This window comes from Micromonospora trifolii, from assembly GCF_022229005.1.
GTDB lineage: Bacteria > Actinomycetota > Actinomycetes > Mycobacteriales > Micromonosporaceae > Micromonospora > Micromonospora trifolii.
The window spans coordinates 19,509-43,654 of the sequence record NZ_JAKKFD010000037.1; the positions used below are offsets into that span (position 1 = coordinate 19,509).

Genomic DNA, 24,146 nt, shown 5'->3' on the forward strand with positions numbered 1-24,146 from the left:
ATGGCACAGCACCTGCTCACCGCGCTCGCCGATAAGGGCATCAGGCTGCGGCTGACCGACGGCGGCCTCGAGGTGATCGCGCCGCCCGGAGCGCTCACCCCCGAACTGCGCGACGCGCTCAAGCAGCGCAGGGACGAGGTGATCCACTTCCTGCGCACCGGCCGGGACGCCGAGCCGGAGGCCCTGGTGCCCGCACCCGCGGACCGGCACGAACCGTTCCCGCTGACCGACATCCAGCACGCCTACTGGATCGGCCGCACCTCCGCGGTGGATCTGGGCGGGGTGGCCACCCATCTGTACTTCGAGCTGGACGGCCGCGACCTCGACCACGGCCGGCTCACCGCGGCGCTGCGCAAGGTGATCGCCCGTCATGACATGCTCCGCTCGGTCGTGCGGCCGGACGGGCGCCAGCGTGTCCTGACCGACCTGCCCGACTACGAGATCGAGCTGACCGATCTGCGCCACCTGGACGCCGCCGGGGCGCAGGCCCGCATCGAGGACATCCGGGCCGGGATGGACCACCAGATCCGGCCGGCCAGCCGGTGGCCGCTTTTCGACATTCGCGCCGCCCGTGTCACCGAGACCAATCTGCACCTGTTCGTCAGCTTCGACATCCTCATTCTCGACGGCCTGAGCATGTACCTGGTGTTCGAGGAGTGGCGCCGGTTCTACGAAGACCCGGACCTGGTGCTGGCCCCGCTCGAACTGTCGTACCGGGACTACGTGCAGCACGAGGAACGGCAGCGGCAGAGCCCGCAGTACGCGGCGGACGAGGCGTACTGGCTGGAACGGGTACCGGCGCTGCCGGCCGCACCGCAGCTGCCGCTGGCCAAGCAGCCCGCACAGATCGAGCGAACCCGTTTCACCCGGCGTGAGGCCGTGCTGGACGCGGAGAAGTGGAACGCGATCAAATCGAGCGCGACCCGGCATGGCGCCACCCCGTCCGCGGTGCTGATGACGGTCTTCGCCGACGTGCTGCGGCAGTGGTCGGCGCAGCCCGACCTGACCCTGAACCTGACCCTGTTCAACCGCCCGGCCGTGCACCCGGAGATCAACGGTGTGGTCGGTGACTTCACCTCGCTGACCATGCTCGCGGTCGAGGGCGAGCAGGGATCGACGTTCGCCGGCCGATTGGCGGTCCTGCAACGCCGGCTGATGCGCGATCTGGAGCACATGAGCTACAGCGGCGTCCGCGCGCAACGGGAACACGCCAAGGCGACGGGCCGCTCGTCGTCGACCATGCCGATCGTGTTCACCAGCGCGCTGGTGCTCGGCGGCACCGGCGACGACCCGTCCGTGAACATCCGCTTCTTCGGCGACCGCGTGTACGGCATCACCCAGACCCCGCAGGTGTGGCTGGACCACCAGGTCGCCGAGGAGCGCGGGCAGTTGGTGTTCAACTGGGACACCGTCGAGGAGTTGTTCCCGGCCGGGTTGCTCGACGACATGTTCGGCGCTTACCTCGGTGCGCTGGAGCGCCTTGCCGCCGACCCGGCCGCATGGACCGCCCCGGCGATCCTGGCGGCACTGCCGGAATGGCAGCAGCGGGAGCGCACCGCCGTCAACGACACGGCCGCGCCGGTCGACGGCCGGACGCTGTGCGGCCTGGTCACGGAGCAGGCGCTGCGCACCCCGGACGCGGTCGCGGTGATCGCCGACGAGATCTCCTACACCTACCGGGAGACGGTCGAGGCCGCGAACCGGCTCGCCCATCGCCTGTCCGGTCTGGGCGCCCAGACCGGCGCGCTGGTTGCGGTGGTACTGCCGAAGGGCTTCGAGCAGGTCGCCGCGGTGCTCGGCGTGACCCTGTCCGGTGCCGCCTATCTGCCCATCGACCCGTCGTGGCCGGAGGCTCGCCGCGTTCAGCTGCTCGAATCCGGCAGCGTACGGATCGTGGTCACCTCGCCGGCCTTGCGTGACGGCGAGAGCTGGCCGCAGGGCGTGGAACTCGCCACGTTCGCCGACCTCGAGGTGCGTTCCGCCCCGGTTGAGCCGCCCACGACCGCCCCGTCGACCGGCGACCTCGCGTACGTCATCTACACGTCCGGCTCGTCCGGCCGCCCCAAGGGCGTCATGATCGACCACAGGGGCGCGGTGAACACGGTGGTGGACATCAATCGCCGCTTCCGGGTCAGCCCGGAGGACCGCACGCTCGCGCTGTCGGCACTGAGCTTCGACCTCTCGGTGTATGACATCTTCGGCCCGCTCGCGGTCGGCGGCGCGATCGTGATGCCGGCGCCGGGCCACACCGCCGACCCGGCACACTGGAGCAGTCTGATCGAGCGGCACAGGGTGACTGTGTGGAACTCCGTACCGGCCCTGATGAGCGCGTGGCTGGACGCTCGGACGCAGGCGGCGGCGCCGCTGCGGCTGGCCCTGCTCAGCGGAGACTGGATCCCGGTGTCGCTGCCGGGTCAGCTGCGCGCGCAGGTGCCGGGGATCGAGGTGATCAGTCTGGGCGGCGCGACCGAGGCGTCGATCTGGTCGATCTACTTCCCGGTGGGCGCGGTCGACCCGGCCTGGCCGAGCATTCCCTACGGCAAGCCGCTCACCAACCAAACCATGCACGTGTACGGGCCGGACTGGTCGCCGCGGCCGGTGTGGGTGACCGGTGAGATCTGCATCGGCGGCATCGGCGTCGCGCTGGGCTACTTCGGCGACCCGGAGCGCACAGCGGAGCGGTTCGTCTCCCACCCGGTGACCGGCGAGCGGCTTTATCGCACCGGTGACCTGGGCCGCTACCTGCCCAGCGGGGACATCGAGTTCCTCGGCCGCGCCGACTCACAGGTGAAGATCAACGGATATCGGATCGAACAGGGTGAGATCGTCGCGGCGCTGCGCCGGCAACCCGGCGTCGCTGAGGCCGTCGTGCACGTGGACACGAACCCGACGACCGGCCATCGGCACCTGGTCGCGCACGTCGTATCCGCGCAGGAGTCCGCCGGCAGGGCGGGCGCGGCCGACCGTCGTAGCGTGCTCGACGCCGCGGCCGCGGAGCTGCGTGCCGCCGAGACGGAACTGGCCGGCGACCTCGCCGACTACCACCGGATGCTGGAGGCGCTGGAAGAGCTCTCCGGCACGGTGATCGCGCATACCGTGGCCCGGCTGGACGCATTCGGATCCGGCACCGCGACGGTGGACGGCATCATCGCCGACAGCGGGATCAAACTGGGCTATGCCGGGCTGCTGCGCCGCTGGCTCGGTGTCCTGGTCGAGGACGGCCTGCTGGCGCCGGGTGGGCGGCCGGACGAGTTCCGTGTCGTCCGCGGTCTCGACTCCGCCGAGCTGAGCGCCCGACTGAAGCACGAATGGGAGGCCGTGCCGGTCACCCGCCCCGCGCACCGGGTCCTCGCCAACTACTTCGCCCGCTGCATGGACAACCAGGTGGAGATGCTGCGCGGTGAGGTCAGCCCGCTGCAACTCCTGCTGCCCGGCGGTGACTGGACGACCGCGGAGGCGCTGTACGCGGGCAACCCGGTCGCCCGGTTGCAGAATCGGGTGGCGGCCGCGGCGGTCAAGGCTGCTGTCAGCGGCGCCGACGGACGCACGATGCGGGTGCTCGAAGTGGGCGGTGGCACCGGCGCCACCACCGCACACGTGCTCGCCGCGGTCGCCGGCAGCTCGGTGCACTACACGTTCACCGACGTGTCGACCTATTTCACCCAGCGAGCCAAGGAGTCCTTCGCCGAATACGGGTTCGTCGACTACGGCGTGCTGGACATCGACCGCGACCCGGCCGTGCAGGGTTTCCCTCCGGCCTCGGCCGACGTGATCATCGCGGCGAACGTCATGCACGACGCCAAGGACATCAAGCGGTCGCTGCAAGAGCTGGGCGGCGTGCTCGCCACCGACGGTGTCGCCGTGCTGATCGAGGGTACGGCGAACCGCCGCCAGCAGATGGTCACCGTCGGGTTCATTGAGGGCCTGGCGCAGGGCCGCGCCGAGGAACGGCTGCCGCTGCTGACCATCCCCGAGTGGCGGGCGGTGGCGCGCGACACGGTGCTGGACGATCTGACCACGGTGCCCGAGGACGCGGACACCCCGTACCGCCAGCACGTGCTGATCGCCCGGGCCACTTCTCAGCGTGCCGGTACCGTGCCGCGTGCCGGTGTCGATCCGGCCGTGCTGCGCGTGCAGTTGGAGACGCTGCTGCCGGAGTACATGGTGCCCCGGCACATCATGGTCGTGGATGCGTTCCCGCTGACCGCGAATGGGAAGGTCGACGTGTCGGCGCTGCCCTCGGTGTGGCTCGCAGCCGGCACTGACGACCAGGTGAGCCCGCGCGGCGCGGCCGAGGAGAAGCTGTTCCGGATCTGGGCCGAAGTGCTCAAGCGTGACGATTTCGGTGTCACCGACGACTTCTTCGAGCTGGGCGGGGACTCGCTGCACGCGGTGAACATCCTCGGTCGGCTGCGCGACGAGTTCGGCCTGGACGACGACGGCGACGAGGGCCTGGAGATGCTGTTCGACAACCCGACCATCGCCGAACTCGCCGAGGCCCTGACTCCCGCCGACGACCAGTGACGGCTGCGGGCTGGGACGACATCGTGCTCGGGGCGGGCACTGCGGGCTCGGTGCTCGCCGCCCGGCTGTCCACCGATCCGTCCCGGCGCGTCCTGCTGCTGGAGGCCGGCGTCGACCGGCTCGGCCCGGAGTGGGACGGGCAGCCGCTGGGCCGGTCGGTGTTGTCCGGCTACAACTGGGACTACGCCGGCTATTCCGGCGCCGAGCCGCGTGGCAGGCAGGTCCCGTACGGGCCGGGCCGGCTGGTCGGTGGCTCGGGTGCGGTCAATGGCGCGATCGCGCTGCGCGGCGTGCCCGCCGACTTCGCCGAGTGGGCCGCCGCAGGCAACCCCGAGTGGGCGTGGGATCGGGTCCTGCCGTTCTACCGCCGACTGGAGTCCGACGCTGACTTCGGGGCCGACCCGGTCCATGGCGCCGACGGCCCGATCCCGGTGGTCCGGCCCGCACCGGACCAGCTGGATCCGATGGCGACCGCGTTCCTGGCCGCCTGCCGGGCGGCGGGCATGCCCGAGGTGGCGGACGTGAACGCCGGCGGGCAGCCCGGTGCGGGTCCGCTGCCCAGCAACGCGCGGGACGGCCGGCGGGTCTCCGCCGCCGACGGGTACCTGACCCCGGTGCTCAACCGTCCCAATCTGACCGTGTGGAGCCGTACCACCGCCATCAGCCTGGTGCTCGACGGCGATCGCGTGACCGGCGTCCGGGTGGTCCGCGACGGTCACCCGGTCACCGTGGCCGCCGACCGGGTGACGCTGTGTGCGGGCGGAATCAATACGCCGCTGATCCTGCAACGTTCGGGCATCGGCGACGGTAAACGGCTGGCCGAGGCGGGGATTCCCACAGTGGTCGAGCTGCCCGGCGTCGGCGCGAACCTGGCGGAGCACCCGGCCGTCCTGATCTGGGCGATCCCCGCGGCGGGAGTCTGCGTCGAAGGCCGGCCCTGGCACCAGGCGATGGCCCGGCTCGCCACCACCGGCGGCGAGCCGGACGTGGCACTGGTCCTCGCGTCCAATGTCGCCGACGAATCGGTTTCCGCCGTCCGTGACGGCGAACGGGTGCCGATGACCGTGGCGATCTCGGTGATGCTGTTGGCCCCCGCCGGGCGTGGCCACGTGTCGGTGACCGGAGCCGGACCGGAGGCCCGGCCGCAGATCGTGCTGGACATGGCCCGCCACCCCGACGATCTGGCCGCGCTCGCGACCGGCACCCGTCTGGCCTGGTCGTTGATGACCGGTGAGCACATGTCACCGCTGCTCGACGACGTCCTGCTGTGGACGGAGAAACGGGTGTTCGACGACGTCCGGTTGCGTCGCTCGGTCGCGGCCTTCGCCACCCCGCTGTGGCATCCCGCGGGCACCGCCCGGATGGGTCCCGACCACGACGACACCGCGGTGGTCGACCAGTACTGCCGGGTACGCGGCGTGTCCGGGCTGCGGGTCGCCGATGCGTCAGTGATGCCGGCCATCACCCGGGCGCCCACCAATCTCACGTGCGTCATGCTCGCCGAAAGGGTTGCCTCGTGGATGACCTGACCGTGCCGTTCCCGCTGACCGACCTGCAGGCGGCCTACCTGGTGGGCACCAGCGAGCTGGTGGAACTCGGCGGCTTCCTGCCCGGCTATCACCTCGAACTCGACGTCGTGGGGCTCGACGTCGTTCGCGCGCGTGACGTCCTGCGCGCGCTGATCCGCCGCCACGAGCATCTGCGCACCGTCGTCACCGGCGACGCCACCCAGCGAGTTCTGGACGTCTCCGTCGCTGACGCCTTCGAGATCGAGATCGTGGACGTCACCGGCCTCGGCCGCGACGAGCAGGAGAAGTCGATTGCCGCGACCCGGCAGCGGATGCGCGAGCAGGGTGTCGACCCGACGACCTGGCCGCTGTTCGATCTGGTTGTTCATCGGATCCGCACCGGCCGGGTCCGGCTCCAGATCGCCATGACGCTGCTGCTGCTCGACGGCCGCAGCATCCACCAGGTCGTCGGCGAGTTCCTGGCCCTGGTCCGCGACCCGATGGCCGAACTGGCCCCGGTCACCACCACGTTCCGGGAAGCGCTCGCCCGCATACGGGACCGCGACGACAGCACCGACTGGGCGTATTGGGAACAACGGCTGGAAACCCTGCCCGACGCACCACAACTGCCGCTCGCCCGGCCGCTGTCGGCGGTGTCGCCGGTCCGCTTCCAGCGGCGGATGTTCACCATGACCCCGCCGCAGTGGAAGGCGTTGTGCGGCAATGCGCGCCGCCGCAAGCTCATGCCGATGGGCCTGCTGCTGCACGTCTACTCCGAGGTGCTGGGCGCGTGGGCGGCCGCGCCCCGGTTCAGTGTCACGGTCATGCACCACAACTGGGCCGGCATCGAGTCACCGGCGGACCACCCTGTCGGCCAGCTCGGCGCCACCCTGCCGGTCGAGGTCGACCTCACCTGCGCTGAGGACTTCTGGACGCGCGGGCAACAGCTGCAGAAGCAACTGTGGCGCGACATGCGGCACGCGAGCGTGACCGGAGTCCGGATCACCCGCGAGCTGGCCGCCCAGCGGGGGTGGGGCTCGCGACCGGCTTTCCCGTACGTCTTCAACAACATGCTCGGCAACGACACCGCGACACTCGCCGCCGGCCGGCCAGTGTGCCGGACCGTCACCCATGCGCTGAGCACCCCACAGGTTCTGATCGACAACCAGACCCAGGACGCCGAGGACGGTGGCGTCGAGTTCATCTGGGACATGGTCGACGCGGCGTTCCCGGCCGGCTTGCCGGACGCGCTGTTCGACACGTACCGGCGACTGCTGGAGACGATCACCAGCGATCAGGAGACCACGCTCGTCGTCACCCCGGCCGGGCACCTGGACCTGATCGCGACGATCAACTCCGACCAGACCCGCCCGCCCGCCGGCCGCCTGGAGGACTCTTTTCTGCGGTCCGCCGCTGAGCACCCGGAGGCACCGGCCGTCTTCGGCTCCGGCCGGACGCTCACGTACGGCGAGCTTGAATCGCTGTCCCGGGCAGTGGCACTCCGGTTGCGCGCCCGGGGTGTCGGCGACGGGGTGGTGGTGCCCGTGGTGATGTCCAAGGGCTGGGAGCAGGTCGTTGCAGTGCTCGGCGTGCTGCGGGCCGGCGGGGCGTACTGCCCGGTGGAGGCGAGCCTGCCGGCGGAGCGGATCCGAACCCTGGTCAACGCGTGCGCATCGGGCGTCGTGCTGACGGAGTCGTCGGTGAGGGTGCGCGATGTGGACAGTCTCGACGTCGACCTGGTCGCGCCCGCCGACGATCCGCTGCCGCCCCCGTCCGGTGACGGCAGCAGCCTCGCGTACGTCATCTACACCTCCGGGTCGACCGGCACACCGAAGGGCGTGATGATCGAGCACGGTGCGGCGCTCAACACCGTCGTCGACATCAACCGGCGGATTAGGTTGGAGCCGGACGACCGGGTGTTCGCCATCTCGTCGCTGAGCTTCGACCTGTCGGTGTGGGACGTGTTCGGCACGCTGGCCGCGGGCGCCGCCCTGGTGCTGCCCGCCGCGTCGGCCCGGCCGGACCCCGAGGCCTGGCTCCTTGCCGCTCGGCGGCACGGCGCGACCGTGTGGAACTCGGTGCCCGCGCTCGCCGAACTGCTGGTGGAAGTCGCCGCCGGGCGTGACGTGCCGCCGCTGCGCGCGATCCTGCTCAGCGGCGACTGGATTCCCCTGCCCCTGCCCGACCGGCTGCGCGCGCTGTGGCCCGCGGCCCGGGTGATCGCCATGGGCGGGGCGACCGAAGCGTCGATCTGGTCGAACATCTTCGAGGTCGGCGCCGTCGATCCGGAGTGGCGCAGCATCCCGTACGGCCGCCCGCTGCGGAACCAGACGATGACCGTCCGCGACCACCGGTTGAACGTCCGCGCCCCCTGGGCGACCGGAGCCATCTACATCGGCGGCGTAGGCGTCGCCCGGGGGTACGCGGGCGACGCCGAGCGCACCGCCGAGAAGTTCGTCCACGATCCGGCGACCGGCGATCGGCTCTATGCCACCGGCGACCTCGGCCGGTACTGGCCGGACGGGACCATCGAGTTCCTCGGCCGCGCGGATCGGCAAGTCAAGATCCAAGGCTTCCGGGTGGAGCCCGGCGAGATCGAGGCCGTGGTCCGTGAGCTGGCCGGCGTACGCGAGTGCGTCGTGGCCGCCGAGGGCACACCCGGCGGGCGGATGCGCCTGGTGGCCGTGGTGGTGCCCGAGGACGGTGCCTCTCTGGACGTCGCCGCCCACATCCGCGCACGCCTGCCGCACTACATGGTGCCGGCCCGGATCGCTGTCGTACCCGAGTTGCCGCTGACTGCCAACGGCAAGGTCGACATCAGCGCGGCCCGTACCACCGCCCCGGCCGACGAGGTGGTCCCCGCGGCTGACACCGCCCGGCTGGCCGCGATCTGGTCGTCGCTGTTGGACCTGCCCACGGTCGGTCCGGACGCGGACTTTTTCGCCTGCGGTGGCAACTCGTTGCTCGCGCTCCGTCTGGTGCACCGGGTACGTGACGAACTGGGCGTGGACCTGCGGTTTGGTGAGATTTTCGAGGTGCCTACGCTGGGTGCGCTGGCGGCCCGGATCGCCGAGGGCGGCCCAGGTCACGGCGTCGTGCGCCTGTCCGACCGGCCGGGCCGGCCGCTGTATCTGTTTCATCCGGTCGGCGGTGCGGTGACCGCGTACCGGCCGGTCGCCGCGGCATGGCCGGGCCCGGTGATGGCCTTTCAGAGCCCGGCGCTGGTGGGCCGGGAATCGGCGGGCGACCTGGTGGGGATGGCCGCGGCGGCCCGGCGGGAACTTCCGGACTCCGGCCCGTACCTGCTTGCCGGATGGTCGATGGGCGGCTTCCTCGCCTACGAGGTGTCCCGCCAGTTGGCCGACGAGGGCCACCGTAGCGCGGTCGTGATGATCGACAGCAGGTTGGGCGAGTTCCGCGTGCCGACCACCGAGGCCGAACGTCAACGGGAGTTCCTCACCGATCTGGCCGGCGGCACCTGGTTCGAGCCGGTCACCGACGCGGCGCAGGGCCATCGTGCGGCAGTGGCTGCCGGTCTGCTGCCCGAGGGCACCGACCTGGCGACCTACACCCGGCTGGCGGACACCCACGCGCACAACCTGGCCGCGCTGGCCGACTACACCCCCGCCGAGCCGGGCGGCCCGGTCCTGTTGTTCGCGGCGGGACCCGGACCCGACCCGAGGTCATGGCTGGACGTCTGCCCGCAGATCGATATCCGGCAGACCGCGGGCGACCATTACACGGTCATGCGGGCGGACTCCCTGCGGGAGATCACCGCCACCGCCCGGGACTGGTTCGAGGAGGCGCTGGACTACCGTCGGACGACCAGTTGACCCAGGCGGGCGGTCAGCTCCTCGGCGAACATCGTTGCGGAGCCGGTCACCGCCGCGGTCTGGGTGACCGAAGATCTCCATCGCCACGATGCCGTAGATGCAGGTCCAGGCGGAAAAAATTTTCCGGGCCACCTCCCGGATCTCGGCGAGCGTCGCCTCACGCAGGCGTTTCCGCCTGCTCAACGAGACATTCATGGTGTTTGACCCCCTTCTTGACGGGGGCTGACCGTCGCCGGAATACTAAACAGCCGTCAGTTATTGACAGTGTTCTCTCAGTTCACCCTCGCTGAAAGGTGATTTTCCCATTGCGGTCGGAACCAGCGGTCGAGGCAACCGGGCTTGTCAAGAAATTCCATGCAGTGAAGGCTGTCGACGGAGTTGACCTCGTCGTGCCCCGCGGCGGGATCTACAGCGTGCTCGGGCCGAACGGGGCCGGCAAGACGACCGTGATCCGCATCCTTGCCACCCTGGCGACGCCCGACGGCGGCCAGGCGCGGGTGCTGGGCCGCGACGTGGTCTCCGAGGCCGCGAAGGTCCGTGAGCGGATCGGCCTGACCGGCCAGTTCGCCACAGTGGACGAAGAGCTGACCGGCACCGAGAACCTGATCATGCTGGCCCGGCTGCAGGGCTTCTCCCGCGCCGCCTCCGTGCGCCGGGCGAGTGACCTGCTCGGCGCGGTGAGCCTCGATGCGGCCGCCGACCGCCTGGTGAAGAAGTATTCAGGTGGTATGCGGCGCCGGCTCGACATCGCCGCCAGCATCATCGTCACCCCTGACCTGCTGTTCCTGGACGAGCCGACGACCGGTCTCGACCCGCGTAGCCGCGCTCAGGTGTGGGAGACGGTGCGCGGCCTGGTTGAGGTGGGCACCACGATCCTGCTCACCACGCAGTACCTGGACGAGGCCGACCAACTCGCCGACCGCATCGCGGTGATGGAACACGGCAAGGTCATTGCGGAGGGCACACCCGGCCAGCTGAAATCCAGCGTCGGTGTTGGCACGCTGCGCATCCGCCTGCGTGAAGCGGCCCAGCGGCCGGAGGCAATCCGGGTCCTCGCCGAGGATCTCCAGATCACCGCCCAGGAGGAGGCCGACGCGGTCGGCCTGACCGCCCGGGTGCCCGGCAGCGACGCCGACCTGGCTGTGAGCGCCGTGTCCCGGTTGGCCGGGCGGGGCATCTCGGTCACCGACTTCGCCCTCGGCCAGCCCAGCCTGGACGAGGTGTTCCTCGCCCTGACCGGCCACACCACCGACCGGAACGACCAGGAGGAGGCAGCATGACCGTTCAACTCACCTCCAGTGCCGCCGACACCTCGGGCAGCTCCGACCTGCGCGATGTCCTCATGCGAGGGACCCGGCCGCCCCGGGCCAACGCCTTCACGGTGACCATGACCTTCGGCTGGCGTGCGTTGCTGAAGATCAAGCACGGCCCGATGCAATTGTTCGACGTCACGGTCTTCCCGCTGATGCTGACCCTGATGTTCACCTACCTGCTGGGCGGCGCAATTGCCGGCTCCACAACGGTCTACCTGCAGGACCTGCTGCCGGGCATCCTGGTGATGGCCATCCTGATGATCACCCAGTACACCGGCGCGGCCCTCAACAGCGACCGCACCAAAGGTGTCTTCGACCGGTTCAAGACGCTGGCGATCTGGCGGCCCGGCTCGGTGATCGGCGCGATGCTCGGCGACCTCGTGCGTTACAGCATCGCCGGCATCCTGGTGGTCCTGCTCGGGGTCGCGCTCGGCTTTCGGCCGGCCGGCGGCGTCATCGGCGTGGCGCTCGGTCTGATGGTGGTGCTGCTGTTCTCATTCGCGATCAGCTGGATGTGGACCGCGGCGGCATTCGTCATGCCGACCCCGCATTCGACCATGGCGGCGGGCGCGATCATCATCTTCCCGCTGACCTTCCTCAGCAACATCTTCGCCGACCCCAAGACCATGCCCGGCTGGCTGCAAGCTTTCATCGATGTCAATCCGGTCACGTACGTGGTGAGCGCGACCCGGAACCTGATGTTCGACCGTCCGCTGGGAAACGACCTGCTGTGGGTGCTGGTCAGCTCCGCGGTCATAGTGGCCATCTTCGGCCCGCTGACCATGTGGCTCTACAAGAACAAGCAGTAGGTCGCGGGATCCGCCCATCGAGCACTTTCGGAGGCGCGGCGGCCCGGTCCACGCCACCATGATGGTCGAATGACCGAGTACCCCGTGTGGGATTCGCTGCTCCCACCGAGTGCGCACGGCCGGGACAGCCACCGGATCGTGCGAGTGTCCGGCAACCGGGCCGTCTTCGCGGACGGCGTGGATGCCATTGACGGCACCAGCGGCTTGTGGAACGTCAACCTCGGCTACGGCAACGAGGCCATTGCCGCCGCGATCACCGGCGCGGTCCGCGACGCGTCGTACATGTCGCTGTTCCGCCGCACCCACGACTACGCCATCGAGGCCGCCGCCGCGCTGATCGAGGCGGCAGGCCCGGCGCGCTACAGCCGGGTTCTGTTCTCCACGTCGGGTAGTTCGGCCAACGACGCGATGATGAAGTTGGCCCGCCACCACGCGTTACTGCGCGGCGACACCCACCGCAAGGTGATCGTCGGTCTGGAGGGCAGTTACCACGGCCAGACCTACGGCTCGTTCACGCTGTCCGGCGACGACCTGAGCCAACACCTGTACGGCGTGGACACCAGCCTGATCCGGCACGTCAAGCACGACGACCCGGCCGCGATGCGCGCGTTGCTGACCGAGATCGGTGACCAGGTCGCTGCGGTGGTGATCGAGCCCGTCCTCGGCACCGGTGCCCATGTGGTGCCTGCCGAGATGATCAGCACATTGCTGGAGTTGCGCCGTGAGCACGGTTTCCTGCTGGTCTGTGACGAGGTGGCGTTCGGCTTCGGCCGCAGCGGCTCGCTGTTCGGCAGCGACCGCTGGGCCGAGTCCCCCGACCTGCTGGTCACCTCCAAGGGGCTGACCAACGGCACCTGCGCGGCCTCGGCCATCCTGGTCGGGCACTCGGTGTTCGCCGAGTTCGCCAAGGCTGACGCGATGTTCGTGCACGGTGAGACCCAGGCGGGCACACCCGCCAGCTGCGCGGCGATCGTGGCCACGCTCCAGCAGTTCGACGAGTTGCATGCGCTGGAAAGCGGAGCGCGGGTGGCCAAGCTGCTTGAGGAGGGGCTCAAGGACCTCGTCGACCGGGTCGAGCTGGCCGTCGAAGTGACCGGGGCGGGCTGCTTCCGGGGGCTGGGCTTGCGCGCGGCCAACGGTGCGGAGCTGTGGCCGCTGCACATCACCAAGATCCTTTCCAGGATTCGCGACCGGGGCGCCGTTGTGCAGGGCGGTCCTAGCTCCATCGAGCTGATCCCGCCGCTGACCTGCACCGAGGATGAGGTGGGGGAACTGCTGCGAGCCGTCGAGCTCGGGCTGGCCGACTTCACCGCCGAACGCCAGGCGAAGCGAGCCAGGGTCCGGCCGTCATCCTCTCCTGCACGCTGAGCGGCTCCGATGCGAGCCGTCCAGCTCACCGCCGCGCGCAAGCCGCCGGAGATCGTCACCGTTCCCGACCCTGAGCCTGGACCGGGCCAGGCACTGGTACGGGTCGATGCAGCCGGGCTGTGTCACTCGGACCTGATGCTGCTCGACATGCCGCGCGGGATGCTGGCCCGCAACGGCATTCGGCTTCCGCTGACTCTGGGCCACGAGGCCGCGGGCACGGTGATCGCCGGTACCACGCTGGCGCCGGGAACGGCCGTAGTCCTGTACGGCGCGTGGGGTTGCGGCACCTGCCGGAGCTGTCTGGCGGGCCGCGACAACTACTGCGCCACCCCCGCCCAGCCGCCCGGCCTCGGTTCGCCCGGGGGGCTGGCCGAGTACCTGGTGGCGGATGAGCGCTACCTGCTGCCGATCGGCGACCTCGATCCCGTTCTGGCCGCCCCGCTGGCGGACGCAGCGCTCACCCCGTACCACGCGATCGCCCTCGTGCGGCAAGAGCTCACCGAGGGCAGCACGGCGCTGGTGGTCGGCGTCGGCGGGCTCGGGCACCTTGCCGTCCAGATCCTGCGCGCGCTGACCCCGGCCGAGGTGATCGCCGTGGACACCGAACCGGCAGCCCGGGAACTCGCAATGACGATGGGTGCCCACCGCACCAGCGCGACCGTCACCGACCGGGCCGACGTCATCATCGATTTCGTCGGTACCCAGGAAACCCTCGACGCCGCAGCGGCCGTCGTCCGGTCGGCGGGCCACATCGTCATCGTCGGGATCGGTCGCGGCGCGTTATCGGTGGGATACGACTCGCCGGCCCGGGGCGTGTCGGTGTCCACCACGTATTGGGGCACCCGGCCCGAGTTGCGCGAGGTGATCGAGCTCGCCCAGGCCAGACGCATCACCACCAGCGTGGAAAACTTCACGATGGACGAGGCGGTGGCCGCCTATGGCCGTCTGCGTGAACGCCGGCTGACCGGCCGCGCCGTAGTGGTGCCACACCGCTGACTGGGCCGTCAGCGCTGATCGTCACTGTGTGCGTCCGCCGCGGGCGCCAAGCCGAGCCGCGCGAACAGGATCGGTGGGTCGGTCGGCTCGGGTGGAGTCAGGACCAGGTCCGACGGCACTTTCCGCAACCCGCGATCGATGTGCAGCACCGGGCCGACACAACCAGCCAGCATTGGCGCCTCGGGGTCCAGTTCGGACGGTGCGGTCTCGCCAGGCCGCAGCGCGACAGCGTGGAAGTACCAGCGTCCACACGGGAGGCCGCAGATCTCGAACGGTCCGGGCTCCGCCAGCAGCGTGGAGGCCCTGGGTTCCCCTTGCAGGATCGGGCTGTCGAACGCCCCCACGAAGATCGGCGAGGCGATCGGGTGTGGAGTGCTCACCACGCCGGTGACCCGTGCCCCCTCACACCAGCTGGCCGATCGGCCGGTGTGGGTGAAGTCGAAACGCTGACCACGGCTCATCCGGCGGTACCGGATCGGCGACAGGCCCACCGCGTCGGTGAACCGCCGGGTGAAGCTTCCTGTGCTGCTGTATCCGACCTGCGTCGCGATGTTGGCCACGTTGAGCGACGTGACGTACAGCATCCGTTTGGCCTCCTGTAACCGCACTGCGGCCAGGAAGCGCCCCGGGGTGATGTTGGTCTGCTTGTGGAAGGTCCGAAGTAGATGAAACTTGCTCACGAAAGCCGCGCTGGCCAGGTCGTCAAGGCGGAGTGGTTCGCTGTACCGAGTTCGAATGGTATCCACCACACTGCTTACCATTTGCTGCACAAGTCCCCCGAATAATGCGTAAGAGCAACTATCTATCTGCTTTGCCCGAAGAGTCTCGCCGTCATGAGGTGGTACAAAACAGAAATCCGGGCCGGTTCGATAACGAACCGCCCGTTCGGGTCGTCCGCCGCGCACGCAGTCGAGGCTGGCGCGGCAGGTTCGTCCGGTTCCATCTGGATGACCAACACGTCAAAGCTGCGTGTCACATCGGTGATCAGGGTAGCGAAAGTTGAAACTCATCGATCGAAACCGTCCGGAGTCCGATTTTGAGAACTGACGCAGCGTGGCTGGAAGGTGACAATTTGCTCATCGGGCATGCCGACAGTCTGCCAACGCAAGGCGCGGGCAGACTGTCGGTTCGAGCGGTCGCAGATCAGGAGTTCCGGGCCTGCCTGCGGCTGAAGCGGCCGATCATGATGCCGGTGCCGGTCATCACGAGCATCGCCATCACCAGCATCGTCATCGACCGATTGTCACTGTTCGGCGCGGGAGCGTCGGACGCCAGGACGATCCGGGTGTCCGACACGTCAGCGCGGGCCGGAATTACCGCGGAGCCCGCTGCGTCGGCACTGTTCGCTGCCGCCGCGCCGGCGGCGGGAGCCGCGACGACCCTGATGCAGGGTGCCGGGTGGGCCGGGTTGGGGACCGCCGCAGTGGGCACCTCGTCCCACTTGACGATCGTACCGTCGTCGTAGTGCTGGGCGGCCTTGAAGCAGACCTGACCCGCCGCGAACGGTCCAGTGAGGATCTTGAACTCGTCGAAGTCGCCGGGTGCGATCCGGCTGGACCGCGAGTCGGCTTTCCAGGTCACGCTCTGGACGCCGACGCCCACCTCGGCGGAGCTCCGCTGAACCTTGTGTGTCCACTCCGGATGCGGCTGGACGAAGGTGAAGGCGAACGTGTTGTTCTGCGGCATATCGAGGACGAGCTTGCTGGTGGCCGCGGTGTCGCTCTCGTTGGGCACACGGAACGTCACGGTGGCGAACGAACCAGCGGTCACCTCGCCTGGCAGGGCGGTGACGTGCGCGGAGGCGGGCACGGCACTGATCATTACGGCAGTCGCGGCGACAGCCGCGGTGGCCAATACGCGGTAAAGCGAGCGATTCACAGTCGACCTTCCGGAGGATTTTCCGGCGCAGGCTTTCGCGCCGGGCTCAGGATGCACGACGGTGATTCCCTGCGTCGACTCTGAAATTGCACCTTCCGGCATCGGGGCCCGCCACATCCGGCCGCGCGGCTGGGGCCGCCGACGCCGTCCGCCGGATCTCCGCAACGTCCGTCCGGATTGGACCGGTTGGCAGCTAAAACGACGCTCCTATGAGGACCGCAGGAGCCAGCCAGGCGCGGCCTTGACGAGTCGCCTGTCTGCGATACATTGAGCCCGATCGGCCACTACGTACGGCATACCGGTTGATGCGTCTGCGGAGATCGGTCTATGCGGGGATAGGATCATCGGGATGGCAGACCTCGACCATCGGTTCATGGCACCTCCGTTCCTGCGGGTGTCGGACCGGCGTACGACCCCGTCCGGCGACGAGGTCTTTCAATGGGACCTGCGGCTCGCCCAGCCCAACGTCTCGCAGGTCGCGATGCCGGTGATCCACTCACTGGAACATTTCCTCGGCACCCTGCTGCGGTCAGCCTCCGACAAGGTCACCACGGTGGCCCCGATGGGATGCCAGACCGGCTTCTACATCGTCACCATCGGAATCGGTGATTTCGAGGAGATGGCCGACCTGCTCGCCGAGGCCCTGGTGGCGATCGGTGAGGCAGACTCCGTGCCGCTGGCGAACACCACCCGGTGCGGCTGGGCGGAGAACCACACCCTCGTCGGCGTTCAGGCGCTGGCCGGCTGGCTGCTGACCCGTCGTTCCGAATGGCACGACCCCGGCAAGGATGCCCACGAGGTGTGAGGCGGCGCGGTCATCGGCGATCCTGACCCGCGCTGTCAGGTCCAGAACGTACGCCGGTAGGTGGCCGGTGGCACGCCGACCGTGCGCTGGAAGTGCCGGCGCAGGGTCGTCGCGGTGCCCATCCCGGCCCGCCGAAGCGATCACGTCGACGTTGTCGTCGGTGTTTTCCAGAACCGTGACCGCGATGACGCCGTCGGGCAAGCCGCCGATCGGCGAACGCTTGCTGAACAGACGTTGCACTTGCCGCCCCCTCTGGCACTGAGCGGCAGCCGACCCAGGAGACAATTGCTGGCCGACATAGCGCATCCACCCGGCTGGGAGATTCTGGACCCGGCAGAGCGCGCGCAGCAGGACGCCCGAATTGGCCACCGCCCCTTCAAACCCGATTGATGCTGCTAGGCGGCCTGATGCGAATCCATTACGGGGTGATGGTGCCCTGTGTGCGACAGCGGCGACACCGCTATCCGAGCGCCTCTTGCCATCGGACGGCGGGCGTCGGTCATCAGCATTCGTGAGAAGGTGGCTTCTTTCGCCCCTTGACTACCGTGAAGAGTCAGACTCGGCACGCCCTCGGCCGGCTGCGCGTCCTCGCGCCCGAGCTAACTGATCTCATCGGCGGTAGCCCGCAGGAGGTGACCCGGTGGCGCTGCCGATGCCGGCCGGCCCGCGTCACGCGTCCCTGGCCTGCCCACCCGACTCGTCGACCCGCCGCTGCGTACCGCCTCGGTCCGGGACTCGGCACCAGGGGCGGCGGCGATGCTCTTCGGCGGCCCGCCCGCTAAACCTCCTGGACCTCGATGACCCGGGTGGTCGGTGCGGATTCGCCGAGCGCGGTACGCAGGGCCGTCCGCTCCGGGTCAACGAGGAACGACTCGTAGCCGGCCCGCCCGTCGAACCGGATCACGTGCACCTCGGCCTGCCCGTCGGTGCCGCGCAGTCGCCGCTCCAACCGGCCGCCGTGCCGTTCGAGCAGGGCCAGCACGGCGTCCTCGTAGCGCTGCCCGGCGGCCTCGGCTCCGACGGCGAACTCGACGATCGCGACGAGTGTCAGCACACCGGCCCGGTCAGTCATCGAGACCGACCGCCTTGGCGCTCGCCGCCCACAGCCGGGCGGCGAGCTGCGGATCGGCAGCCTTCCGGAGCGGCCGACGCGGCCGACGGTCGACGTAGTAACCCCCGTTGATCAGCCGGGCACGTTCCTGGTTGGCCAACCACACCAGGGTCTCGGCGCCCTTCTCCGGGCTGCGGAACGGCATGAACCGCATGCCGAACGCGACCAGCCTGCTGTCGTTGGCGAACCGGGTACGGACCACCCCGGGATGGAAGCTGTACGCGGCGACGTCCGGCCAGCGCCGGGCGGCCTCGGCGGTGAACAGGACGTTCGCCTGCTTGCTGGTGCCGTATGCGCCCATCGGCCGGTAGTCACGCAGCGGCTTGTTCAGGTCGTCCGGGTCGAGCGCGCCGAAGCGGTGCGCGCCGGAGGCGGTCACCACGACCCGGCCCACCCGGTCGGCGAGCAGGTTGGTCAGCAGGAACGGGGCCAGGTGGTTGGCCTGGATCGACATCTCGAAACCGTCGACGGTGCTCAGCGGTTGCAGGGCGATCGCCCCGGCGTTGTTGGCGAGCACGTCGATCCGGTCGTACGCGGACCGGAGCTGCTCGGCCAGTCGGCGTACGTCGTCGAGGATCGCGAAGTCGGCCCGGAACAGCTCCGGACGTTCACCGGAGTTCTCCCGTACCCGAACGGCTGCAGCCTGTAGGCGGGCCGGGTCCCGCCCGACCAGCACCACCTGGTCGCCCCGGCAGGCCAGATTCACGGCGGCGGCCAGCCCGATGCCGGAGCTGGCCCCGGTCACCACCACCAGTCGGCGCCCAGTGAGATCTTCCACAGGTCCATTCACCCCGGTCACGGCGCGAGGTTACCGTGGCGTCACAACGCCCTTTGGGATCGTTAAGGTCTCGGATCTGTCGTCAGGTGGCGTCGGCATGCCCGCCGGACGCTGGAAGGAGCGCATCCATGGCCGCAGTCGGTCGCCCCCGCAGGTCCTGCCTCGCCGTGCCGGGTTCCAGCGTGAAGATGCTCGGCAAGGCCCAGGGACTCCCGGCCGACCAGGTCTTCCTCGACCTGGAGGACGCCGTCGCCCCACTGGCCAAGCCGGACGCGCGCAAGAACATCGTGGCCGCCCTCAACGAGGGTGACTGGGCCGGCAAGACCCGGGTGGTCCGGGTCAACGACCTGACCACACCGTGGACCTACCGGGACGTCATCGAGGTCGTCGAGGGCGCCGGCGCCAACCTGGACTGCATCATGCTGCCGAAGGTGCAGACCGCCGCCCAGGTGCAGTGGCTGGACCTGACGCTCACCCAGATCGAGAAGACGATAGGCCTGGAGGTCGGTCGGATCGGCATCGAGGCGCAGATCGAGAACGCCGCCGGTCTGGTCAACGTGGACGCGATCGCCGCCGCCTCGCCGCGCGTGGAGACCATCATCTTCGGCCCGGCCGACTTCATGGCGTCGATCAACATGAAGTCGATGGTGGTCGGCGGCCTGATCCCGGACTACCCGGGCGACCCGTACCACTACATCCTGATGCGGATCCTGATGGCCGCGCGCATGCACGACAAGCAGGCCATCGACGGCCCGTTCCTACAGATCCGCGACGTCGATGCGTTCCGCGAGGTGGCCAAGCGCTCGGCCGCGCTGGGCTTCGACGGCAAGTGGGTGCTGCACCCGGGCCAGATCGACGCCGCCAACGAGGTCTACCAACCGGCGCAGGCCGACTACGACCACGCCGAGTTGATCCTCGACGCGTACGAGCACTACACCTCGGAGGCCGGCGGCCGGCTCGGCGCCGTGATGCTCGGCGACGAGATGATCGACGAAGCGTCCCGCAAGATGGCGTTGGTGGTCGCCGCCAAGGGCCGGGCCGCCGGGATGAGCCGTACCTCGTCGTTCACCCCACCGGAGCAGTGACCGCCGGGCCGGGACGACCGCCGCCGGCTGTCGGTCCGGCCCGACAATCGGCGGTACGCCGGCCCGCCCGCCGGTCAGTAGCTACTGCTGCTGCTGTTGTCGCTCGTCACGATCGCGTAGATGATCGCGGCGGCGTAGATGGCGATCACCAACACCAGGAACCCGGTGAGGATCCAGCCGACGATGATGGCGGCCTTCGCCATCCCCGCGCCGCCCTCGCCGCTGAGCCGGATCTGCTTCTGCGCCACGTGCCCGAGGATCGCGCCGATCGGCGCGGTGATGCAGGACGTGAAACCGATCAGGGCCAGCACGAACGCCGCGATGGCCAGCCCGTTGGTCTTCGGCGGCTGCGGGTAGCCGTAGCCGGGGTACTGCGGCGGGTAACCGGCCGGGGCGTATCCGGGCATCGGCTGGGTCGCTGGCTGCTTGGCGCCGGCGTACGGGTCGACAGGGGCATACGGGTCCGGGGCGTATGGGGCCGCGGCGTACGGGTCGGGGGTGTACGGGTCGACCGGGCCAGGTTGTGCGGGCACCGGCTGACCGGCCACCACTGTCGGATCCGGTGCGGGGCTCGACGGTTGGGCCGACCACGTGGGGTCGCTCCAGTTGCCGGGCGGCGGGGGATTGGTCATGCGAACTCTCCGTCAGGTTGGGGTGCGGAGACAGGGTAGCCAGCGCCGCCCAAACCCGACGCCCCTGCTTCCGGGTGCCGCGTTGCTCGGGCCGGTCGTAACGGGCAGGATCCCTGACATGGCATACGACGCGCGCGCCGCGGACCGCTCCGGCAGTCGACCCCGACGGGACGTCAGCCGCCCGGGCGCGGCCCGGCGCGCCCGGACGGCCGCCCCGGCGGGCAGCCCCGGCCCCGACGAGCCGATCGCGCTCACCGACCCTGTCACCATGCGCCTCGACGGGCGGGTCGCCCTTGTCACCGGGGCGGGCAGCCCGGACGGCATCGGGTACGCCACCGCCCGGCGACTCGCCGACCTGGGCGCGCGGGTGGCCATCGTCTCCACCACCCGACGCATCCACGAGCGGGCTACCGAGCTGGGCGTGACCGGCTTCGTCGCCGACCTGACCGACGAGTCCGAGGTCGGCGCGTTGGCCGATGCGGTCGCCGAGCAGTTGGGCGACGTCGAGGTGCTGGTCAACAACGCCGGTCTGGCCAGTCGCGCCAGCCAGGGGGTGCTGCGGCCGGTGGCGCAGCTGACCTACGACGAGTGGCGCGGTGAGATCGACCGCAACCTCTCCACCGCGTTCCTGTGCAGCCGGGCGTTCATCGGGGGGATGGCCGAGCGGGGCTGGGGTCGGATCGTCAACCTGTCGGCCACGGCCGGCCCGGTCAACGCGCTGCCCACCGAAGCCGCGTACGCCGCGGCGAAGGCGGGGGTCGTCGGGCTGACCCGGGCGCTGGCCATGGAGATGATCGCCGACGGCGTGACAGTCAACGCGGTGGCGCCGGGCACCATCTACACCGCGGCCTCCACGATGGCCGAGATCAAGCAGGGGTTGGGCACCCCGGTGGGGCGGCCGGGCACGCCGGACGAGGTCGCCGCGGCGATCAGCTTCCTCTGCTCGCCGGCTGCCTCGTACATCACCGGGCAGATGCTGGTGGTGGACGGCGGCAACAGCGTCCGTGAGGCCCGCTTCCGCTGACCGCGACGGGCCACACCGGCCCGTTCGTCAGTAGCTGCCGCTGTCGCCGTTGTTGCTGAAGGCCACCAGCGCCAGCCAGCCACAGCAGGCCAGCACGGTGAGCCCGGTGAAGACGTAGCCCAGGATCAGCCCCCACGTCGCGAGCTGGCCGCCCTCCTCGCCGCTGGTGCGGATCTGCCGCTTGGCCACGTGGCCGAGGACGGCGCCGGCGGGCGGAAAGACGAAGGCGAACACCAGCGACAGGATCGCCAGCACGTTGGTGCCCCGACCCGGCCCGGCCGGCGGTGGGCCGTACTGGCCGTAGGGGCCCTGCGGGGGGTACGGCGGTTGCTGGCTCCAGTGCGCCGACTGCTGTGGCCCCTGGTGGCCGTACGGCGACGGTTCGCCCGCTGGTGGCCCGTACGGTGAGCGTTCCGCTGGCAGCTCGTACGCGGGCTGGTCCGGCTGCGGCACGTACGGCGCCTGGCCGGCCGGCGGTGGCGCGTACGGCGACTGGTCCTTCGGTGGCTCGTAGGGTGACGGCGGCGGCTCGTCCTCGGGCGGTCCCGACGGCGGCGGGTAGCTCACAGCTGTCCTCCTCCTGCCGGTGCCGGAAAAGTCCCTCTTGCCGGACGCTACCCGCAGCGGTGAACCTTTTCACAGCGGTTGTGTGGACTGGTCACCTTGGCCTCGTCGACCCGAGGGGCCGATACTGACCCAGCGTTCAGTTACCCATGAGTAGTGCGCGGATCCCCGGAGGCTGAGATGGCCCGACTCGCCCAGACGCCCGGCCTGACCGATGTGCAACAGTCGATCCTGGAGACCGTTCGGGACTTCGCCGACAAGGAGATCATCCCGCACGCGCAGCGGCTTGAGCACGCCGACGAGTACCCCACCGACATCCTCGACGGCATGCGCGAGATGGGGCTGTTCGGCCTCACCATCGACGAGGAGTACGGCGGCCTCGGCGAATCACTGCTCACCTACGCGCTGGTGGTGGAGCAACTGTCCCGAGGCTGGATGTCGATCTCCGGCATCGTCAACACCCACTTCATCGTGGCGTACCTGATCTCCCAGCACGGGTCCGCCGAGCAGAAGGCCCGCCTGCTGCCGAGAATGGCCACCGGCGAGGTACGCGGCGCGTTCTCCATGTCCGAGCCCGAGACCGGCTCCGACGTCTCAGCGATCAAGTCGCGGGCGGTCCGCGACGGCGACAGCTACGTGCTCAACGGGCAGAAGATGTGGCTCACCAACGGGGCGTACTCCTCGGTGGTCGCCACCCTGGTCAAGACCGACACCGGCGCCGAGTCCGTGTACGGCAACATGAGCACCTTCCTGCTGGAGAAGGAGCCGGGCTTCGGCGAGACCGCCCCCGGCCTCACCATCCCCGGCAAGATCGAGAAGATGGGTTACAAGGGCGTCGAGACCACCGAGATGGTGCTCGACGGCGTGACAGTGCCCGACTCCGCGATCCTCGGCGGCGCCGACCAGGTGGGTCGCGGCTTCTACCAGATGATGGACGGCATCGAGGTGGGCCGGGTCAACGTGGCCGCCCGCGCCTGCGGCATCTCCATCCGCGCCTTCGAGCTGGCGGTGAGCTACGCCCAGCAGCGCAAGACCTTCGGCCAGCCCCTCGCCAAGCACCAGGCGATCGCCTTCAAGCTCGCCGAGATGGGCACGAAGATCGAGGCCGCGCACGCCCTCATGGTCAACGCCGCCCGACTCAAGGACGCCGGCCAGCGCAACGACGTCGAGGCCGGGATGGCCAAGCTGCTCGCCTCGGAATACTGCGCCGAGGTCGTCCAGGAGGCGTTCCGCATCCACGGCGGCTACGGCTACTCCAAGGAGTACGAGATCGAGCGGCTGATGCGGGAGGCCCCGTTCCTGCTCATCGGCGAGGGCACCTCGGAGATCCAGAAGACCATCATCTCCCGAGGTCTCCTCAAGGAATACAAGCTCTGACCCGCCCCGCCCGCCCTCGCCCCCACCCTCGCGATCTTGCACTTTCGGTTGCCCGATTGACCCTTGTGCCGGGTATGCCGGGACAGTAAGTGCAAGATCGCGGGGGTGGGGAGGTGGGTCGGGTCAGGGGAGGCGGGTCAGGTTGGCGGCGGCGCGTTCGACGATGAGGCAGCGGTCTTCCACGTAGTCCATGCCGGCCTCCTCGGCGATCCGCCGTGCCTCCGCCGAGACGATGCCCAGTTGGAGCCAGACCGCGGGGGCGCCGATCGCCGCCGCGTCCCGGACCACCTGCACGGCGTCGGCCGCCGGTCGGAACACGTCCACCAGGTCGACGGGGTGCGGAATGTCGGCAAGGGTCTTGTAGGCCCGTTCCCCGAACAGTTCGTCGACAGTCGGGTTGACCGGGATGATGCGCCAGCCGTACTGCTGCATCTGCAACGGCACGCCGTGCGCGGCCTTGAAGGGGTCGCGGGACGCGCCCACGACGGCGATCACGGCGGAGTCGGCGAGGATCTGCTGAGCTGTACGCACCCGCCGACTG

At 69.7% G+C, this 24,146-nt stretch carries 18 protein-coding genes and 1 pseudogene; 11 read left to right on the forward strand and 8 right to left on the reverse strand.

Going from position 1 to position 24,146, the window contains the following annotated elements; all coding sequences use genetic code 11:
- From NIE79_RS22235 to NIE79_RS22265, 7 genes are all read left to right on the forward strand, one after another.
- Entirely contained in the window at positions 1 to 4,524 is a 4,524-nt protein-coding gene (locus NIE79_RS22235; protein ID WP_238680401.1) for a non-ribosomal peptide synthetase, read from the forward strand.
- Positions 4,521 to 6,053 (forward strand): GMC family oxidoreductase, encoded by a 1,533-nt coding sequence (locus NIE79_RS34060; protein ID WP_238680402.1) that lies wholly within the window; start codon positions 4,521 to 4,523, stop codon positions 6,051 to 6,053. The genes NIE79_RS22235 and NIE79_RS34060 overlap by 4 nt, the downstream gene beginning before the upstream one ends.
- Positions 6,041 to 9,865, forward strand: a complete 3,825-nt coding sequence (locus NIE79_RS22245; RefSeq protein ID WP_238680403.1) for a non-ribosomal peptide synthetase — start codon at positions 6,041 to 6,043, stop codon at positions 9,863 to 9,865. Before NIE79_RS34060 ends, NIE79_RS22245 begins: the two co-directional genes overlap by 13 nt.
- Before the next feature lie 293 nt (positions 9,866 to 10,158).
- Positions 10,159 to 11,145, forward strand: a complete 987-nt coding sequence (locus NIE79_RS22250) for an ATP-binding cassette domain-containing protein (protein ID WP_372471742.1) — start codon at positions 10,159 to 10,161, stop codon at positions 11,143 to 11,145.
- The gene (locus tag NIE79_RS22255) at positions 11,142 to 11,987 is read left to right on the forward strand and encodes an ABC transporter permease (RefSeq protein ID WP_372471744.1); all 846 of its coding nucleotides are present in this window, start codon (positions 11,142 to 11,144) and stop codon (positions 11,985 to 11,987) included. The genes NIE79_RS22250 and NIE79_RS22255 overlap by 4 nt, the downstream gene beginning before the upstream one ends.
- 69 nt (positions 11,988 to 12,056) lie before the next feature.
- Positions 12,057 to 13,355 carry a daptide-type RiPP biosynthesis aminotransferase gene (mpaD, locus tag NIE79_RS22260; RefSeq protein WP_238680405.1) on the forward strand — a complete coding sequence of 433 codons (1,299 nt, stop codon included), beginning with the start codon at positions 12,057 to 12,059 and terminating at the stop codon, positions 13,353 to 13,355.
- Positions 13,356 to 13,364: 9 nt separating this feature from the next.
- A complete protein-coding gene (locus NIE79_RS22265; RefSeq protein ID WP_274524491.1) occupies positions 13,365 to 14,351 on the forward strand; it encodes an alcohol dehydrogenase catalytic domain-containing protein in 987 nt (328 codons plus the stop codon).
- A gap of 8 nt (positions 14,352 to 14,359) precedes the next feature.
- On the opposite strand, the gene NIE79_RS22270 is transcribed toward NIE79_RS22265, so the two are convergent.
- Positions 14,360 to 15,112, reverse strand: a complete 753-nt coding sequence (locus NIE79_RS22270) for a helix-turn-helix domain-containing protein (protein WP_238680407.1) — start codon at positions 15,110 to 15,112, stop codon at positions 14,360 to 14,362.
- Between the two features lie 382 nt (positions 15,113 to 15,494).
- Positions 15,495 to 16,331 carry a YcnI family copper-binding membrane protein gene (locus NIE79_RS22275; RefSeq protein ID WP_238680408.1) on the reverse strand — a complete coding sequence of 279 codons (837 nt, stop codon included), beginning with the start codon at positions 16,329 to 16,331 and terminating at the stop codon, positions 15,495 to 15,497.
- 247 nt (positions 16,332 to 16,578) lie between these two features.
- Here NIE79_RS22275 and NIE79_RS22280 point away from each other — a divergent pair, with 247 nt between their 5' ends.
- Positions 16,579 to 17,034, forward strand: coding sequence for an S-ribosylhomocysteine lyase (locus tag NIE79_RS22280; RefSeq protein ID WP_274524492.1), 456 nt, complete (start codon positions 16,579 to 16,581; stop codon positions 17,032 to 17,034).
- Positions 17,035 to 17,069: 35 nt separating this feature from the next.
- On the opposite strand, the pseudogene NIE79_RS22285 reads toward NIE79_RS22280, so the two are convergent.
- The 3 genes and pseudogenes from NIE79_RS22285 to NIE79_RS22295 form a co-directional block, all read right to left on the reverse strand.
- Positions 17,070 to 17,217 (reverse strand): annotated as a pseudogene (locus NIE79_RS22285) (AraC family transcriptional regulator); the annotation flags it as partial.
- A 595-nt stretch (positions 17,218 to 17,812) separates the two neighbouring features.
- On the reverse strand, positions 17,813 to 18,106 hold the full coding sequence (locus NIE79_RS22290; protein WP_238680410.1) for a hypothetical protein: 294 nt from the start codon (positions 18,104 to 18,106) through the stop codon (positions 17,813 to 17,815).
- The gene (locus tag NIE79_RS22295; protein ID WP_238680485.1) at positions 18,099 to 18,923 is read right to left on the reverse strand and encodes an SDR family NAD(P)-dependent oxidoreductase; all 825 of its coding nucleotides are present in this window, start codon (positions 18,921 to 18,923) and stop codon (positions 18,099 to 18,101) included. The genes NIE79_RS22290 and NIE79_RS22295 overlap by 8 nt, the downstream gene beginning before the upstream one ends.
- A 128-nt stretch (positions 18,924 to 19,051) precedes the next feature.
- Here NIE79_RS22295 and NIE79_RS22300 point away from each other — a divergent pair, with 128 nt between their 5' ends.
- Positions 19,052 to 20,008 carry an HpcH/HpaI aldolase/citrate lyase family protein gene (locus NIE79_RS22300; protein ID WP_238680411.1) on the forward strand — a complete coding sequence of 319 codons (957 nt, stop codon included), beginning with the start codon at positions 19,052 to 19,054 and terminating at the stop codon, positions 20,006 to 20,008.
- 74 nt (positions 20,009 to 20,082) lie between these two features.
- Here NIE79_RS22300 and NIE79_RS22305 read toward each other — a convergent pair whose 3' ends face one another.
- Positions 20,083 to 20,640, reverse strand: coding sequence for a DUF4190 domain-containing protein (locus tag NIE79_RS22305; protein ID WP_238680412.1), 558 nt, complete (start codon positions 20,638 to 20,640; stop codon positions 20,083 to 20,085).
- 118 nt (positions 20,641 to 20,758) lie between these two features.
- Here NIE79_RS22305 and NIE79_RS22310 point away from each other — a divergent pair, with 118 nt between their 5' ends.
- On the forward strand, positions 20,759 to 21,664 hold the full coding sequence (locus NIE79_RS22310) for an SDR family NAD(P)-dependent oxidoreductase (protein WP_238680413.1): 906 nt from the start codon (positions 20,759 to 20,761) through the stop codon (positions 21,662 to 21,664).
- A 27-nt stretch (positions 21,665 to 21,691) separates the two neighbouring features.
- On the opposite strand, the gene NIE79_RS22315 is transcribed toward NIE79_RS22310, so the two are convergent.
- Entirely contained in the window at positions 21,692 to 22,231 is a 540-nt protein-coding gene (locus NIE79_RS22315) for a DUF4190 domain-containing protein (RefSeq protein WP_238680414.1), read from the reverse strand.
- A gap of 177 nt (positions 22,232 to 22,408) precedes the next feature.
- Between NIE79_RS22315 and NIE79_RS22320 the strand changes: the two genes are divergently transcribed.
- Positions 22,409 to 23,605 (forward strand): acyl-CoA dehydrogenase family protein, encoded by a 1,197-nt coding sequence (locus NIE79_RS22320; RefSeq protein WP_238680486.1) that lies wholly within the window; start codon positions 22,409 to 22,411, stop codon positions 23,603 to 23,605.
- A 123-nt stretch (positions 23,606 to 23,728) separates the two neighbouring features.
- Here the strand turns inward: NIE79_RS22320 and NIE79_RS22325 are convergent, their stop codons facing one another.
- Positions 23,729 to 24,136: a CoA-binding protein gene (locus tag NIE79_RS22325; protein ID WP_196928457.1), complete on the reverse strand. Its 408-nt coding sequence runs from the start codon at positions 24,134 to 24,136 to the stop codon at positions 23,729 to 23,731.
- Positions 24,137 to 24,146 lie beyond the last annotated feature (10 nt).